The following is a 15402-nucleotide window of genomic DNA, read 5'->3' on the forward strand; positions in this document are numbered from 1 at the left end:
ATGTTCGCCATCCCTAGACTCCCTCTGTGATGGGGGTAACTCGGGGGACTACTCAGTGGGGCATGGAGTGCCGGAACTCGTACTGGAATTGAATGGACGGACCTGGACGCTCGACTCGTCCAGGCCCTACACCCTCGGACGTGATCCGCAGGGGGACATCGTGGTCGACGACGCCAGGGTCTCCTGGCGGCACGCCACGATCAGCTGGGGCGGCCGGAGTTGGGTCATCGACGACCACGGCAGCACCAACGGCACGTTCGTGCAGGGCCAGCGGATCCATCAGATGGAGATCGGCCCGGGCTCGGCCGTGCACTTGGGCAACGCGACCGACGGTCCGCGCCTGAGCCTGTCCGGCGCCGCGGCCCCGGTCGTGGCTCCACAGCCGCAGCAACAGCCGTACGCGGCCCAGGGAGCGGGCCCCGGCTGGGCACAGCAGGCCCCGCAGCAGGCAGCCCCGCAGCAGACGCCCGAGCAGCAGCGTTTCCAGCAGCCGGCCGCCGGCGCGGGCATTCCGCCGCAGCAGGGATCCGGCGTCGGCGCGGGGGCGCCGTCGGTCTACGGCGACCGCAGCCCGACCACGTTCCACCAGTTCTCGCTGGACCGCGTGATGCGTATCGGCCGTGCGCTGGAGAACGAGTTGGTGGTCTCCGACCTCCAAGTCTCGCGCCACCACGCCGAGTTCCACGCGACGCTCGACGGCCGCTTCGAGATCCGTGACCTGGGCTCGCACAACGGCACGTACGTGAACGGCCAGCCGATCACCAAGGGCGGCTCGGCGCTGCTCGGCCCGAACGACATCGTCGGCGTCGGCCACTCCACGTTCCGCCTGGTCGGGGACCGGCTCGAGGAGTTCGTCGACACCGGTGAAGTCTCCTTCTCCGCCCGGCACTTGACGGTCGAGGTCGACGGCGGCAAGCAGATCCTCAAGGACGTCTCCTTCGGCGTACCGGAGAAGTCGCTGATCGCGGTCATCGGCCCGTCGGGCTCCGGCAAGTCGACCCTGCTCAAGGCGCTCACCGGCTACCGGCCCGCCAACCAGGGCGACGTCCTCTACGACAACCGCAACCTGTACAAGCAGTTCGCCGAGCTGCGCCAGCGCATCGGTCTGGTCCCGCAGGACGACATCCTGCACAAGGAACTGACCGTCAAGAAAGCCCTCAAGTACGCGGCCAAGCTGCGCTTCCCCGCCGACACCACCGGCGACGAGCGCGAGGCCCGCATCGACGAGGTGCTGCGCGAGCTGAAGCTCGACATCCACAAAGAGAAGAAGATCACCTCCCTCTCCGGCGGCCAGCGCAAGCGCGTCTCGGTCGCCCTGGAACTCCTCACCAAGCCCTCGCTGATCTTCCTCGACGAGCCCACCTCGGGCCTCGACCCTGGCATGGACCGCGATGTCATGCAGCTGCTGCGCGGCCTCGCCGACGACGGCCGCACGGTCCTCGTCGTCACCCACTCCGTGGCCGAACTGGCGATCTGCGACAAGCTGTTGGTGATGGCGCCGGGCGGCGCCGTCGCCTACTTCGGGCCGCCGGAGGAGGCACTGAACTTCTTCGGCTACGACACCTGGGCCGATGTCTTCTCCGCCTTCGAGAACTACCGCGACTACGACTGGGCAGGCCGCTGGAAGGGCTCGCAGCACTACCAGATGTACGCCGCGGACATCGACGCGATCGCACCACAGTCCGTACAGATGCCGCCGATGCAGGCCATGAAACCGCCGAAGCCACAGGGCTGGATGTCGCAGTTCGTCACGCTGGTGCGCCGCTATGTGACGGTGATCGCCTCCGACAAGGGCTTCCTGGCCCTGATGGTGATCCTGCCGGGCGTCCTGGGCGCGGTGAGCCTGCTCATCGACGCGGGCAACAGCCTGCTGCCCAACCCGCCCCGGGCGAACGGCACCATCATCCCGAACGGCACGGCCACCACGGTCCTGCTGATCCTCGCGGTCGGTGCCTGCTTCGCCGGCGCGGCCAACTCCGTCCGTGAGCTGATCAAGGAACGGGTCATCTACGAACGGGAGCGCGCGACCGGGCTGTCCCGTTCCGCGTATCTGATGTCCAAGGTGTTCGTGCTCGGTGTGATCACCGCGCTCCAGGGCCTGATGGTCGGTCTCATCGGCTTCTCCAGCCGGGAGATCCCCAAGCAGGGCCTGATCCTCGGCAGCCAGACCATGCTCGAACTCTGCATCCCGATCATGGGTCTCGGCTTCACCTCGATGATGTTCGGCCTGATCATCTCCGCGCTGGTGAAGACGTCCGAGAAGACCATGCCGCTGCTGGTCATGTTCGCGATCATCCAAGTCGTGTTCACCGGCTGCCTGTTCACCCTGAACGGCGCGATCGGCGTCAACCAGTTCTCGTACCTGATGCCGTCGCGCTGGGCGGTCGGCGCCGCGGGCGCCACGCTCGACTTCAACAAGATCAGCCCGCCCAAGCCCGGCGACAGCGCGGACCCGCTCTGGGAGCACACCGTCGGCGCCTGGGGCCTGAACATGGCCGCCCTGATCGCCCTCGGCATCATCTGCGGCTTCTTCGTGGCCCGCTTCCTGCGCCGCCACGAGCCTGAGGTCATGCGGAAGTGAGTGGGGTCATGCGGAAGTGAGTAGGGCCATGCGGAAGTGAGTGGCGCCATGCGGAAGTGAGTCCGGAAAGCAAACTCACGTGAGTTTGAAAAACAGACGCCGAAGGGCGGCACCCCTCACACGGGTGCCGCCCTTCGGCGTCGATACCGAGACCCAGAGGTCCGCCGGAGGCCTCGGTACGCGTCTCAGTACGCGCTGTTGACGTTGTCGATCGAGCCGTACCGGTCGGCCGCGTAGTTGGCGGCGGCGGTGATGTTGGCGACCGGGTCGTAGATGCTCGTCGAGGTGCCGGACACGTGGTACGCGTTGAACGTCGGCTGGATGACCTGGAGCAGACCGATCGACGGGGTGCCGTTGACCGCGTTGACGTCCCAGCCGTTGATGGCGCTCGGGTTGCCCGAGGACTCCCGCATGATGTTCTTGTACAGGCCGTTGTACGAGCCCGGGATGCCCTTCTGCTTCATGATCGCCAGGGCGTGGTTGATCCAGCCGTTGAGGTTGTTGGAGTACGTCGTCGCCGCGACGGGCTGGATCTTGACGCGCTGGGTGGAGCGGCTCGCGGCCTTCTTGGCCTTGCGGGCGGCCTCCGCCTTCTTCTTGGCGGCGGCTTCGGCGGCGGCCTTTTTCTTCGCGGCGGCAGCGTCGCCCTTGGCCTTCGCGGCCTTCGCCTTCGCGTCGGCCTTCGCCTGGATCGCCTCGGTCTTCACGCTGGCGCCCGCGAGCTGGTCGGTGACGCTGGCCTTGACGCCCTTGATGGGCTCCGTGCTGTACGCCACGTGGGCCGAGGACGCGGCGTCGCTGGTGGTCGTCCCCGCGTCGCTGGGAACCGCCGAGAAGGCGAGGGCGGCGGCGCCGAGCGTGGCGACACCGGCGAGCGCGATCTTGTGCTGCTTCGTCAGCTTGTTCAGCTTGGTCAGACGACTATGACCAGGAGTGTTCATGTTCTTGGGCATGGCGGGTGGACCTCTTCGAATGGCGCGGAGGTCGCTCACCGTCCGGCGGGGACGCGGGTGCTTCCGGCACAAACGCCGCGGACGGGATCCGCGGCGCTGAGCGACGGCTGCAATTCTTAGCGGCCGCAAAAACCCCTGGCAAAGGTGTGACGTACGATCCCGGGTAGTGGATCGGCACAGGGCAAAACGGGACAGACGGGACCGTCTGTCCCGCTCAGGCGGGTCGGGTTTATCTCCTATGTGTCCTAGTACGTGATCTGCGCCCTATGTGCGGGCTCACATCGCCCGCGCCCCGACCTCACCCGCAGTTGCGAGAGCAACGCACCGTGTGAGGGTCCTCCTCCGGGAGGATGAGATGCACGTCCCCGAACTCGTGCCACAGGTAGAGCCCCCGCAACGCCTCCTCATAACTGCGACCTACGGCAGCCCGCCCGGCGACCGCCTCCAGCATCAGCAGATGCGAGGCCTCCGGCTCGTGCAGCCCCGTCACCAGCCCGTCCACCACCCGCACCCCCCGCTCCGGGGTGACGACGAGATCAGTCCACCCGGCACGCGCGCGTACGACCCCGTCGTCCCCGGCGGCGGACTCCACGGCCCGCACGGCGGTGGTCCCCACCGCGATCACCCGCCCGTCCCCCGCGCGGGCGGCATTGATCAACCGGGCCGACACCTCCGACACGGCGAACCGCTCCGGATACGGCGGCTCGTGCACCTCGGCCGACGCCACCCCCGTGTGCAAGGAGATCGGCGCGAACTGCACCCCCCGACTCACCAGCTCCGCCACGAGCCGCGCGGTGAAGGGCCGAGCGGCGCTGGGCATCTCCGCGCTGCCCGTCCCGTCCTCCGACGGCAACGAGAACACCGTCTGGTAGACGGACAACGGCTGATCCCGCTCCGTGTAGGAGTAGCGAATGGGGCGCCCGTAGGCACGCAACAGCTCCGCCACCCCTGCCTCCAGCACCCCTGCCTCCGGCACCTTCGCGCCCCAAGCCGCCTGCCCCGGGACATCTGCGCCGGGCCCGCCCGCACCCGCCCCTTCTGTCTCTGCCCCGCCGCGCTCGGGCGCACCCACTCCAGCTCCCCGCGCGCCCGCCTCCGGCGCCGCCATGCCCGCCGCTGGTACTCCTAGGGGCGCCACGCCCGGATCGAGCACCCCCGCACCGGACACCCGGGCCCACCACAACCGCTCCCCGCGCCCGCTCAGCGGCTCCTCCAGGACCAGCCGCCCATTCCCGGGCAGCCGCACCTCCACACCGGCCGGGCCGCCCGCACGCGCGCGTGAGGTGCCCTTCCCGTCCGGCTCACGCAGTTCGACCGCCCACCGCCCGTCATCGCCCCGCGTGGAGAAATGCACCACCACGCGTGCGTGCCCGATCCACCCGTCCACCGCGGCGGCGAGCGTCGGCGACGTGTTCACGATCAGCAGATCCCCGGCCCGCAGCAGCCGAGGCAACTCCGCGAACACGTGATGCGCCACCTCGGTACCCCGCGACACCAGCAGTCGTACGGCATCCCGGTCGAGCCCCGGCCCGCGCTGCTCGGCGGGCACGCGCGCGGACAGCTCCTCCGGCACCCGCAGGGCCACTGTCACCGCTCCTCCAGGAGGGCCGGTGCGCCGTAGCGCCCGCTCGCGGGACGCTCGTCCAGCAGCCGCAGGAAGGCCGGCACCACCTCGGCCGGCGACGGCCGCGGATCGTCGTCGTCCGGTACGGCCGCCGCGTACAGGTCCGTGCCCATGTCCCCGGGGTCGACCGACCAGACCCGCAGCCCGGGTTCCTCCGCGCCGAGCACGGCCGCGAGATGGTCGAGGGCCGCCTTGGACGCCCCGTAACCGCCCCACGTCTCGTACGCCTCGGCCGCCGCGTCCGAGCTGACCGCGATCACCGCGCCCGCCCGCGAGGCCCGCAGCAGCGGCAGCGCCTCCTGGACCAGCCCCAGCGCGGCCACCACGTTCACCTCCAGCGCCCGCCGCAACCCGTCCAGGGGCAGCTCATCGAGCCGTACGAGCGGTTCGGCGCCCAGCGCGCTCGCGTTGCTCACGACCAGGTCGACACCGCCCAGCTTCTCCGCCGCCGCCACCAGCTCGGCCCGGTGCGCGGCGTCCGTGACATCCCCGGCGACGGCCTCCACGCGCGTGCCGTACGCGGCGACAGCCCCCGCGGTCTCCCTCAGCACCCCCTCGGTCCTGGCGTCGAGCACCAGGTCCCAGCCCCGCGCGGACAGGGCCTCGGCGAGGGCCCGCCCCAGCCCCTTGGACGCCCCCGTGATGATCGCTACCGACATGACACACGTCCCCTCGTCCACTACGCCGCCATCGGCGTGCCCCCAACGTAGGAACGGGACCGCCTCCGCCGCGTCGGACGCCGGCCGCAGTCCACCGGGGCCCTTCGCCCTAGGCCTTGCGGACGAGACGACGGCAGTCACCAGCCCGATCCGCGTTGTCACACCCCGCCGGTACCGTGAGGACATGAGTCAAGGTCCACGGTCCGGCCTCGCGGCGGTGAGTTCCGCGCTGCTGGCCATGAGCAGGCATCTCGAGGTGCGCGACGTCCTCAAGACGATCGTCGCCTCGGCCCGCGAGCTGCTCCACGCGCAGTACGCCGCGCTCGGCGTCCCCGACGACCACGGCGGCTTCGCCCAGTTCGTGGTCGACGGTGTGAGCGACGCCCAGTGGAAGGCCATCGGCCCGCTCCCGCGCCAGCACGGCATCCTCGCCGCGATGCTGCACGAGGCCAAGGCCGAACGCCTCGCGGACGTGCGCAAGGACCCGCGCTTCGAGGGCTGGCCCTCGGCCCACCCCGACATGTCCGACTTCCTGGGCCTGCCCATCCGCGACGACGACGAGGTCATCGGCGCCCTGTTCCTCGCGAACAAGAACTGCCCCAAGAAGGACGGCAGTTGCGGCTTCACGGAGGAGGACGAGGAGTTGCTCTCGATCCTCGCCCAGCACGCCGCGATCGCCCTCACGAACGCCCGCCTCTACGAGCGCAGCCGCGAACTGACCATCGCCGAGGAGCGCTCCCGGCTCGCCCACGAACTGCACGACGCGGTGGCCCAGAAGCTGTTCTCCCTCCGCCTCACCGCACAGGCCGCCGCCACCCTCGTGGACCGCGACCCCTCCCGCGCCAAGGGCGAACTCCAACAGGTCGCCGCGCTCGCCGCCGAGGCAGCCGACGAACTGCGTGCCGCAGTGGTCGAGTTGCGCCCCGCCGCCCTCGACGAGGACGGACTGAGCGCCACCCTGCGCACCCAGATCCAGGTCCTCGACCGCGCCCACACCGCGCGCGTGACCTTCACCGGCCGAGGCTTCCGCGCCCTGCCCGCCGCCCAGGAGGAGGCCATGCTGCGCGTCGCCCAGGAAGCCCTGCACAACGCACTGCGGCACTCCGGCGCGGACCATGTCACCGTGACCCTGGAGCGAAACGGCTGCGGAGCGGTCCTACGGATCACCGACGACGGCAGCGGCTTCGAACCCCAGTCGATCCGCCGCGCCGGACGTCACCTCGGCCTGGTCTCCATGCGGGACCGGACGAACGGCGTCGGCGGCACCCTGACCGTCGAATCGGCGCCCGGAAAGGGCACCACGATCGAGATGGAGGTCCCCGGTGGCTGACGCAATCAAGGTGCTGATCGTCGACGACCACCAGGTCGTCCGCCGGGGCCTGCGCACGTTCCTGGAGGTGCAGGACGACATCGAGGTCGTCGGCGAGGCGGCCGACGGCGCCGAAGGAGTCGCCCGCACCGAGGAGTTGAAGCCCGACGTCGTCCTCATGGACGTCAAGATGCCGGGCATGGACGGCATCGACGCGCTGCGCAGACTCCGCGAACTCGACCACCCCGCGCGCGTGTTGATCGTCACCAGCTTCACCGAGCAGCGCACGGTGATACCCGCCCTGCGCGCGGGCGCCGCCGGTTACGTCTACAAGGACGTGGACCCGGACGCCCTGGCCGGCGCCATCCGCTCCGTCCACGCGGGCCACATCCTGCTCCAACCCGAGGTCGCCGGCGTCCTGTTGTCCCAGGAGGAGTCCAACTCGGGTCAGGGCAGAGGCGGTTCGCTCACGGAGCGGGAGCGCGAGGTGCTCGGCCTGATCGCCGACGGCCGCTCCAACCGCGAGATAGCCCGCGCCCTGGTGCTCTCCGAGAAGACGGTCAAGACCCACGTCTCGAACATCCTGATGAAACTCGACCTGGCGGACCGCACGCAGGCAGCCCTGTTCGCGGTACGCCACGGCCTGACGAGATAGGGATCCGGCGAGGTGAGCGGGGCGCGGCGGCAACACGGAGCGTCCCGTTCCGGGCTGAGATTCATACCGTCGTGGGAATGTCCCCCGAATGGCGCATCCTTTGTGGATCTCCACCGTTCTCCAGTACATGCTGCGGCGCCTGCCGCGGTGATCGCTAGGAGGGCTCAGAAGTGAAGAACCTGAAGAAGGCAGCGGCCGTGACGATGGTGGCCGGCGGGCTGGTCGCCGCCGGTGCCGGGCTGGCCTCCGCCGACGGCCTGGCGAACGGCCAGGCCGCCGGCTCGCCCGGCGTCGGCTCGGGCAACGTCGTCCAGGTCCCGGTGCACGTCCCGGTCAACGCGGTCGGCAACAGCGTGAACGTCATCGGCGTGCTGAACCCGGCCTTCGGCAACCTGGGCCTCAACCGCTGAAGCGGGTCGCCGCGCGACAGTGACTGACCTCCGGCCTCCCAGGGCGTTCCTTGGGAGGCCGGTCCGCTCGTCACCTGGCCATTTGGTCGGCTTGTCGCCCCAATGATCCGAACGGGCAGTCAAACGCGCATGTCCGTGCCGTTCTCGCCCACTCCCGCGTTGATCAGCGCACGACCCGCGGCCGGGTCGGTCACGCAATCGCAGGAGGAACGCTTCCCATGAACATCGCCAAGAAGGCCGCCGTGGCCCTCACCGTCGCCGGTATCGCCGCCGGCGCGTCCGCCGGTGCCGCTTTCGCCGACGCGGGTGCCGACGGCGCGGCCGTGAAGTCGCCGGGTGTCGGTTCGGGCAACACCGTCCAGGTCCCCGTCCACGTCCCCGTGAACGTCGTCGGCGACAGCATCGACGTCATCGGCCTGCTGAACCCCACGTTCGGCAACAAGGGCGTCAACGGCTGACACCCCCAGCAGTAGAGAAGGGCCCCGAGAGTCAACGACGACTCCCGGGGCCCTTCTCTGCACCTGACGAAATCAGAGTGGCTCAGCGAATTCAGCCCGTCCGGCGTTTGAGGACGAGGCCCCTTCAGGGCCGACCGGGGGTCTGGGGGCGGAGCCCCCAGTGGCGCTCACACCAACACCGGGCAACAACGCAAGGAAACATTCAGCGCACCCCCTTCTCCCGCTCCTCCACAACGGAGTTGTACGCCGCGACCTGCGCCCGCCGAGCCGTCCGCTCCACCGGCCGCAACGCCTCCGCCCGCACCGCCATCTCCGACGCGCTCACCGCACCCCCGTGCCCACTCTCGTAGGCCAGGGACACCAACAACCCCACCCGCTGCGCCAGTTCAAGGACCCGCACCGCCCGCGGCGGGTACCCCGGCGCCAGAACCTCCCGCCCCCGCTCCGCCCGCGCGCGATACGCGTCGAGCGCCGCCTCGGCCACCGGCCCGGACGCGGCCACGTCGAGCCGCGACAACACCGCCGTAGCGTCCCGCAGCGCCTCCGCCAGCTCCCGCTCCGCCTCCCCGAGCGAGGGCACATCGGCGGGCGGCGCCTCCCGCACCGGCAGACAGTGCCAGACGACCTCGACATGGACGTCACCGGCGGGACCGGCCTCGTACACCTCGGGAACGAGGCCGAGCGCGACGCCGTAGCAGATCACCGCCTCCTCGGCCTCCAGGGCCCGCGCGTTGAACGCGGGCGGGCCGCTGAGGCCCAGCGGGTGTCCCGAGGAGGGCAGCGCCACGCGCAGCCCGGTCGCCCCGAGGGCGCGCAGCCGCCCGAGCGCGAGGGTGAGTCCGACGGGGGCCGATTCGCCCGGCAGTCCCTCCACCCGGTGCACGGCGTCCTCGCCCACGATGGCGAGCACGGCGTCGTCGGGCGAGACAAGCCCGGCCAACAGGGCATTTCCCCAGGCGGCGAGGCGCCCTGAACGTGGTTCCGAAAGCATGCCCTCCACCCTAAGGACCACACCGATGGAATGGACCGCCCGGCCGGTGGCGTAGATTTCTTCGAGGGCTGCGCCTACCGGCGCACGCGACAGCCGAGACAGGCCGACGATGCAATGGGAGACAGCGCGCTCATGAGCGATGTTCTGGAGCTGGAGGACGTAACCGTGGTCCGGGAGGGCCGGGCTCTGGTGGACCAGGTCTCCTGGTCGGTCAAGGAGGGCGAGCGCTGGGTCATCCTCGGCCCGAACGGCGCCGGCAAGACCACGCTCCTGAACGTCGCCTCCAGCTACCTGTTCCCCAGCAGCGGCACCGCCACCATCCTCGGCGAGACCCTCGGCAAGGTCGACGTCTTCGAACTCCGCCCCCGCATCGGCGTCGCCGGTATCGCCATGGCCGAGAAGCTCCCCAAGCGCCAGACCGTCCTCCAGACCGTCCTGACCGCCGCCTACGGCATGACCGCCGGGTGGAACGAGGACTACGAGGACGTCGACGAGCAGCGTGCCCGCGCCTTTCTCGACCGCCTCGGCATGAGCGACTACCTGGACCGCAAGTTCGGCACCCTCTCCGAGGGCGAGCGCAAGCGCACCCTCATCGCCCGCGCCCTGATGACCGACCCCGAGCTGCTTCTCCTCGACGAGCCCGCCGCCGGCCTCGACCTCGGCGGCCGCGAGGACCTCGTGCGCCGGCTCGGCCGCCTGGCCCGCGACCCGATCGCCCCCTCCATGATCATGGTCACGCACCATGTCGAGGAGATCGCCCCCGGCTTCACCCACGTCCTGATGATCCGTCAGGGCAAGGTCCTCGCCGCGGGCCCGCTCGAGCTCGAACTCACCGCCCGCAACCTCTCCCTCTGCTTCGGCCTCCCGCTGATCGTCGAGCAGATCGGCGACCGCTGGACCGCACACGGTCTCCCCATGGCCTGAACTCCCTTGTAAGAAGCGGGTGCAGGGACATATGCGCCCTGTCCGTGACGGGACCCGCAGCCCTACCATTGACCATGTGAACGACATCGGCACATGGGTGTGGTGGCTCGTCGGCGCGGTGGCACTCGGGATCCCTCTCGTGGTGACCGCGATGCCGGAGTTCGGCATGCTCGCCGTGGGCGCCGTCGCCGCGGCGGGAACCGCGGGCATCGGCGGGGACCTCGTCGTCCAGGTCCTCGTCTTCGCCGTCGTCTCGGTCGCGCTCATCGCCGTCGTCCGGCCCATCGCGAACCGGCACCGCGCCCAACGGCCCCAACTCGCCACGGGCGTGGACGCGTTGAAGGGCAAACAGGCCGTCGTCCTGGAGCGCGTCGACGGCTCCGGCGGCGGCCGGATCAAGCTGGCCGGGGAGATCTGGTCGGCCCGCGCACTCGACACCGACCGCGCCTATGAACCGGGCCAGGAGGTGGACGTCGTGGAGATCGAGGGAGCCACCGCGATCGTCATCTGACCTCGCAGGACTCGACCGATGACCTCGCAGTACTCAACTGAACCGAACAGCACACGAGTTGCGTGACGGTCTGACAGACTCGACCAGCAAGATCTTCAACAACCATAAGATCTTCCGAAAGCGCCGAGGCGGAGAAGGGTACGGGGAGCACGATGGAACCGGTCATCATCGTCTTGATCATCCTGGTGGTGTTGGTCTTCATCGCTTTGATCAAGACGATCCAGGTCATCCCGCAGGCAAGTGCCGCGATCGTGGAGCGATTTGGCCGCTACACACGCACACTGAACGCGGGACTCAACATCGTCGTCCCGTTCATCGACACGATCCGCAACCGCATCGACCTGCGTGAACAGGTCGTACCGTTCCCGCCGCAGCCGGTGATCACCCAGGACAACCTGGTCGTCAACATCGACACGGTCATCTACTACCAGGTGACGGACGCGCGCGCCGCGACCTACGAAGTGGCCAGCTACATCCAGGCAATTGAGCAGCTCACGGTCACCACGCTCCGCAACATCATCGGCGGCATGGACCTGGAGCGCACGCTGACCTCCCGCGAGGAGATCAACGCGGCCCTGCGCGGCGTCCTCGACGAGGCGACGGGCAAGTGGGGCATTCGCGTGAACCGCGTCGAGCTCAAGGCAATTGAGCCCCCCACCTCCATCCAGGACTCGATGGAGAAGCAGATGCGCGCCGACCGTGACAAGCGCGCCGCGATCCTCACCGCGGAGGGCACCCGCCAGGCCGCCATCCTCACCGCCGAAGGTGAGAAGCAGTCCCAGATCCTGCGCGCCGAGGGCGAGGCCAAGGCCGCGGCCCTGCGCGCCGAAGGTGAAGCCCAGGCCGTCCGCACGGTGTTCGAGGCCATCCACGCGGGCGACGCGGACCAGAAGCTCCTCTCCTACCAGTACCTCCAGATGCTCCCGAAGATCGCAGCGGGCGACGCCAACAAGCTCTGGATCGTCCCCAGCGAAATCGGCGACGCCCTCAAGGGCCTCTCCGGGGCCATGGGCAACGTCGGCCCGTTCGGCGGCGGTTCGGGCAACGTCGGAGGCAACTCCGGCAACGCGGGCGGCAATTCGGAACGCCGAGAGAAGCCCTCCATCGACTGACAGACCTTGTGCTACGACACTGGGGCCCACCTCCCGCAGGAGGTGGGCCCCAGTTCCGTTCACATGCCCTACGCGGCCGGCTGAACCAGCCACTCCGGCAAGGCATCGAAGTCCTCGGTACCCAACGCCAACAGCATCGCGTCCGCCGGCGTCGGCTCGAACGGCTGCCGCAGCAACGGCATCCCCGCTTGCTCCGGAGTCCGGGCCGCCTTGCGGTGGTTGTCCTCCGCACACGAGGCCACCGTGTTCAGCCAGGAGTCCTGACCGCCCTGTGCCCTCGGCATCACGTGGTCGACCGTCGTCGCCCGCCTGCCGCAGTACGCGCACCTGTGCCGGTCCCGGACCAGCACACCGCGCCTCGACCACGGGGCTTGTCTTCGGAACGGCACCCTCACGTACCTGCACAACCGGATCACCCGGGGGGCCGGTATATCAACCGCGGCTCCGCGCATACGCAGTTCGGGGTGGGCCTGCTCGACGACAGCCTTGTCCTGGAGCACCAGAACGACGGCTCGATTCAACGACACCGTCGACAGCGGCTCGAAGCTCGCGTTCAGCACCAGCGTGTCCCGCATCCAGCCCACCTCCCATGTGCAACCGGCCCACCGCGCGGCGGGCTTGGATCAACTCTGGCCGGGCACGCCGAGATGGACAACGCAATAAAAAATGTCCGCCTCTGATCAATTCCAAGACCAGAGGCGGGCAAACGTTCAATGAACGTCAGTCTTCTGCGGGCGCTTCGTACTCACCGATCAGCTGGGCACGCGCCAGCGTGTGAAACCGCAGGTTGAAACCGACGACCGCCGGAGAAACGTCCGAGTCCGGACCGAGTTTCTCCGCGTCCACGGCGTACACCGTGAACACATAACGGTGCGACCCGTCCCCGGGCGGCGGCGCCGCCCCTCCGAAGTCCTTCGACCCGTAGTCGTTCCGCACCTGTACGGCGCCCTCGGGCAGCCCCTCGAACTTGCCGCTGCCCGCACCCTCGGGCAACTCGGTCACCGAGGCCGGGATGTCGAACACCGTCCAGTGCCAGAACCCGCTCCCCGTAGGGGCGTCCGGGTCGTAGCAGGTCACGGCGAAGCTCTTGGTCCCGGCCGGGAAGCCCTCCCACCGCAACTGCGGCGAGGTGTTGCCGGCCGCGTAGACCTGAGCGTCCTTGAGCGTCGCCCCCGGCTCGACGTCCTCACTCGTCACCGTGAACGACGGCACGGGCGGGTGGAAGTCATGGGGGAGCGGCCGCCGCTTGAGCTCGGTCACCTCGGTACCTCCTGATCGGTCTCTTCAGTGGACACCGAGCCTAGAACCAGTTGCGCTTGCTGCCGACCTCGGACAGCCACTGATTGAGGTACGCCGCCCAGTCCGTCCCGTGGAAGTCGTGCTGGCCCACCTGGAACGACCGGAAGGTGTCACTGCCCTCACTGAACAGACCCGGCTTCTTGTCCATCTCCAGGATGACGTCCATCGCGTTCTCATCGGCCACGAAGCTCAACTCGACCTGGTTCAGACCCCGGTACTGCGACGGCGGGAAGAACTCGATCTCCTGGTAGAACGGCAGCTTCTGCCGCGTCCCCCGGATGTGACCGCGTTCCATGTCCGCGTTCTTGAAGCGGAAGCCCAGCCGGATGAAAGCGTCCAGGATCGCCTTCTGCGCCGGCAGCGGGTGCACGCTGACCTGGTCGAGGTCACTGGAGTCCACGGCCCGCGCGATCGCCAGCTCGGTGCTCACCCCGATGTGCATCCCGCGCAGCGGCTGACCGTCGATGTTGGTGATCGGCGTCTCCCACGGGATCTCCAGCCCGAACGGCACCGCGTGCACGGCACCCGCCTGCAGCTCGAAGGCGTCACCCAGGCGCACCTTCGTGAACTCGATGTTCTGCTTGTACTCCTCGTCGCCGCTCTCGACCTCGACCTTGGCCTGCAGCCCGACCGAGAGCCCCTGGATCTCCTGGTTCACGGACCCGCCCTGGATCCGCACCTCACCCTGAACGACACCACCAGGAACGACGTTGACCTCGGTCAGCACCGTCTCCACCGAAGCCCCGCCGGCCCCCAGGCTCGCGAGCAGCTTCTTGAACCCCATGACTCTCCCTTTACGTATGGACCCTTGATCCCTACAAACGCGATCCGACCGCGACCGGTTCCGCGCCACACCCTGGCAAGCGGACGGAACCTTGACCACCCCTTGGCACAAGCGAGCCTGGACTACGCTCGGACGCCATGATCGCGCCCCCGGACCGTATGCCACTCCCCAGAGAGTTCTTCGACCGCCCTGTACTGGAGGTCGCCCCCGACCTCCTGGGCCGCGTCCTCGTCCGTACGACCCCCGACGGCCCGATCGTCCTGCGCATCACAGAGGTCGAGGCCTACGACGGCGGCAACGACCCCGCCTCCCACGCCTATCGGGGCCCGACGGCCCGCAACGGCGTGATGTTCGGTCCGCCCGGGTACGTGTACGTCTACTTCACCTACGGCATGTGGCACTGCATGAACCTGGTGTGCGGTCCCGAGGGCACGGCCAGGGCGGTCCTGCTCCGCGCCGGCGAGATCGTCGAGGGCGCCGAGCTGGCCCGCAAACGTCGACTCTCGGCCCGAAATGACAAAGAACTGGCCAAAGGCCCCGCCCGCCTGGCCACCGCCCTGGACGTCGACCGCTCCCTGGACGGCACGGACGCGTGCGCCACGGGCGAGACACCCTTGCGCATGCTGGCCGGTACACCCGTGCCCTCCCATCAGGTAAGCGACGGTCCCCGCACCGGAGTGTCCGGCGAGGGCGCGGTCCATCCGTGGCGGTTCTGGATCACCAACGACCCGACGGTGAGCCCTTATCGGGCCCATACGCCAAGGCGTCGGTCAAGTTGACGCGCCATGGCGGGGGTGCGTAATGTAGTCCGAGCCGCTTGACCCGGGTACGGCATTCGCCAGCAGCCGGAAGCGGCCAACCCACTACTTACAACTCTCCCTCGCTGAGGGCGCATTCGGCGTGCCTGCACGTCTGAATTCGAACTCGCGGAACTCGATTATGAGTTGCCGAGGGGATCGGCTAACGTAGTGAATGTCGAAAGGCCGACAGGCGAAAGCCCAAAGCCCTTGACAATCCCCTCCGGCAGGGAATCGGGACCGGAAACGGTCTGATAGAGTCGGAAACGCAAGACCGAAGGGAAAAGCCCGGAGGAAAGCCCGAGAGGGTGAGTACAAAGGAAGCGTCCGTTCCT

Annotated in this window: 16 protein-coding genes; 9 read left to right on the plus strand and 7 right to left on the minus strand. The window is 69.0% G+C overall.

The genetic code is table 11. From position 1 onward, the window contains the following. Positions 1–67 precede the first annotated feature (67 nt). A complete protein-coding gene (locus ACIRRY_RS39575; protein ID WP_403982982.1) occupies positions 68–2581 on the plus strand; it encodes an FHA domain-containing protein in 2514 nt (837 codons plus the stop codon). Positions 2582–2766: 185 nt separating this feature from the next. Here the strand turns inward: ACIRRY_RS39575 and ACIRRY_RS39580 are convergent, their stop codons facing one another. The 3 genes from ACIRRY_RS39580 to ACIRRY_RS39590 all read right to left on the minus strand — a co-directional run bounded on the left by ACIRRY_RS39580 (position 2767) and on the right by ACIRRY_RS39590 (position 5817). Next, the gene (locus tag ACIRRY_RS39580; RefSeq protein WP_403982985.1) at positions 2767–3534 is read right to left on the minus strand and encodes a transglycosylase SLT domain-containing protein; all 768 of its coding nucleotides are present in this window, start codon (positions 3532–3534) and stop codon (positions 2767–2769) included. Between the two features lie 298 nt (positions 3535–3832). Then, positions 3833–5125 (minus strand): S-adenosylmethionine:tRNA ribosyltransferase-isomerase, encoded by a 1293-nt coding sequence (locus tag ACIRRY_RS39585; RefSeq protein WP_403982987.1) that lies wholly within the window; start codon positions 5123–5125, stop codon positions 3833–3835. After that, positions 5122–5817, minus strand: coding sequence for an SDR family NAD(P)-dependent oxidoreductase (locus ACIRRY_RS39590; protein WP_403982989.1), 696 nt, complete (start codon positions 5815–5817; stop codon positions 5122–5124). Before ACIRRY_RS39590 ends, ACIRRY_RS39585 begins: the two co-directional genes overlap by 4 nt. Before the next feature lie 184 nt (positions 5818–6001). Here ACIRRY_RS39590 and ACIRRY_RS39595 point away from each other — a divergent pair, with 184 nt between their 5' ends. The 4 genes from ACIRRY_RS39595 (at position 6002) to ACIRRY_RS39610 (ending at position 8649) form a co-directional block, all read left to right on the plus strand. After that, a complete protein-coding gene (locus ACIRRY_RS39595) occupies positions 6002–7147 on the plus strand; it encodes a GAF domain-containing sensor histidine kinase (protein WP_403982992.1) in 1146 nt (381 codons plus the stop codon). Next, the gene (locus ACIRRY_RS39600) at positions 7140–7781 is read left to right on the plus strand and encodes a response regulator transcription factor (protein WP_019067391.1); all 642 of its coding nucleotides are present in this window, start codon (positions 7140–7142) and stop codon (positions 7779–7781) included. Before ACIRRY_RS39595 ends, ACIRRY_RS39600 begins: the two co-directional genes overlap by 8 nt. A 170-nt stretch (positions 7782–7951) precedes the next feature. Further along, positions 7952–8191, plus strand: coding sequence for a chaplin (locus ACIRRY_RS39605; protein WP_403982994.1), 240 nt, complete (start codon positions 7952–7954; stop codon positions 8189–8191). Between the two features lie 218 nt (positions 8192–8409). Further along, on the plus strand, positions 8410–8649 hold the full coding sequence (locus ACIRRY_RS39610) for a chaplin family protein (RefSeq protein WP_403982997.1): 240 nt from the start codon (positions 8410–8412) through the stop codon (positions 8647–8649). 202 nt (positions 8650–8851) lie between these two features. Here the strand turns inward: ACIRRY_RS39610 and ACIRRY_RS39615 are convergent, their stop codons facing one another. Then, entirely contained in the window at positions 8852–9640 is a 789-nt protein-coding gene (locus ACIRRY_RS39615) for a hypothetical protein (protein ID WP_403983000.1), read from the minus strand. A gap of 132 nt (positions 9641–9772) precedes the next feature. On the opposite strand from ACIRRY_RS39615, the gene ACIRRY_RS39620 reads away from it, so the two are divergent. The 3 genes from ACIRRY_RS39620 (at position 9773) to ACIRRY_RS39630 (ending at position 12187) form a co-directional block, all read left to right on the plus strand. Continuing rightward, a complete protein-coding gene (locus ACIRRY_RS39620; RefSeq protein ID WP_403983002.1) occupies positions 9773–10564 on the plus strand; it encodes an ABC transporter ATP-binding protein in 792 nt (263 codons plus the stop codon). A 76-nt stretch (positions 10565–10640) separates the two neighbouring features. Then, positions 10641–11075, plus strand: a complete 435-nt coding sequence (locus ACIRRY_RS39625) for an NfeD family protein (RefSeq protein ID WP_403983005.1) — start codon at positions 10641–10643, stop codon at positions 11073–11075. Between the two features lie 152 nt (positions 11076–11227). Then, positions 11228–12187 carry an SPFH domain-containing protein gene (locus ACIRRY_RS39630; protein WP_403983008.1) on the plus strand — a complete coding sequence of 320 codons (960 nt, stop codon included), beginning with the start codon at positions 11228–11230 and terminating at the stop codon, positions 12185–12187. Between the two features lie 68 nt (positions 12188–12255). Here ACIRRY_RS39630 and ACIRRY_RS39635 read toward each other — a convergent pair whose 3' ends face one another. From ACIRRY_RS39635 to ACIRRY_RS39645, 3 genes are all read right to left on the minus strand, one after another. Then, positions 12256–12762, minus strand: coding sequence for an HNH endonuclease (locus ACIRRY_RS39635; RefSeq protein ID WP_403983010.1), 507 nt, complete (start codon positions 12760–12762; stop codon positions 12256–12258). A 145-nt stretch (positions 12763–12907) separates the two neighbouring features. Further along, entirely contained in the window at positions 12908–13447 is a 540-nt protein-coding gene (locus ACIRRY_RS39640) for a YbhB/YbcL family Raf kinase inhibitor-like protein (protein WP_403983013.1), read from the minus strand. A gap of 40 nt (positions 13448–13487) precedes the next feature. Beyond that, the gene (locus ACIRRY_RS39645) at positions 13488–14270 is read right to left on the minus strand and encodes a sporulation protein (protein WP_403983016.1); all 783 of its coding nucleotides are present in this window, start codon (positions 14268–14270) and stop codon (positions 13488–13490) included. Positions 14271–14407: 137 nt separating this feature from the next. Here ACIRRY_RS39645 and ACIRRY_RS39650 point away from each other — a divergent pair, with 137 nt between their 5' ends. Beyond that, positions 14408–15049 carry a DNA-3-methyladenine glycosylase gene (locus tag ACIRRY_RS39650; protein ID WP_403983019.1) on the plus strand — a complete coding sequence of 214 codons (642 nt, stop codon included), beginning with the start codon at positions 14408–14410 and terminating at the stop codon, positions 15047–15049. Positions 15050–15402: the final 353 nt, after the last annotated feature.

This window comes from Streptomyces sp. NPDC101776 (genome assembly GCF_044766845.1).
Lineage (GTDB): Bacteria > Actinomycetota > Actinomycetes > Streptomycetales > Streptomycetaceae > Streptomyces.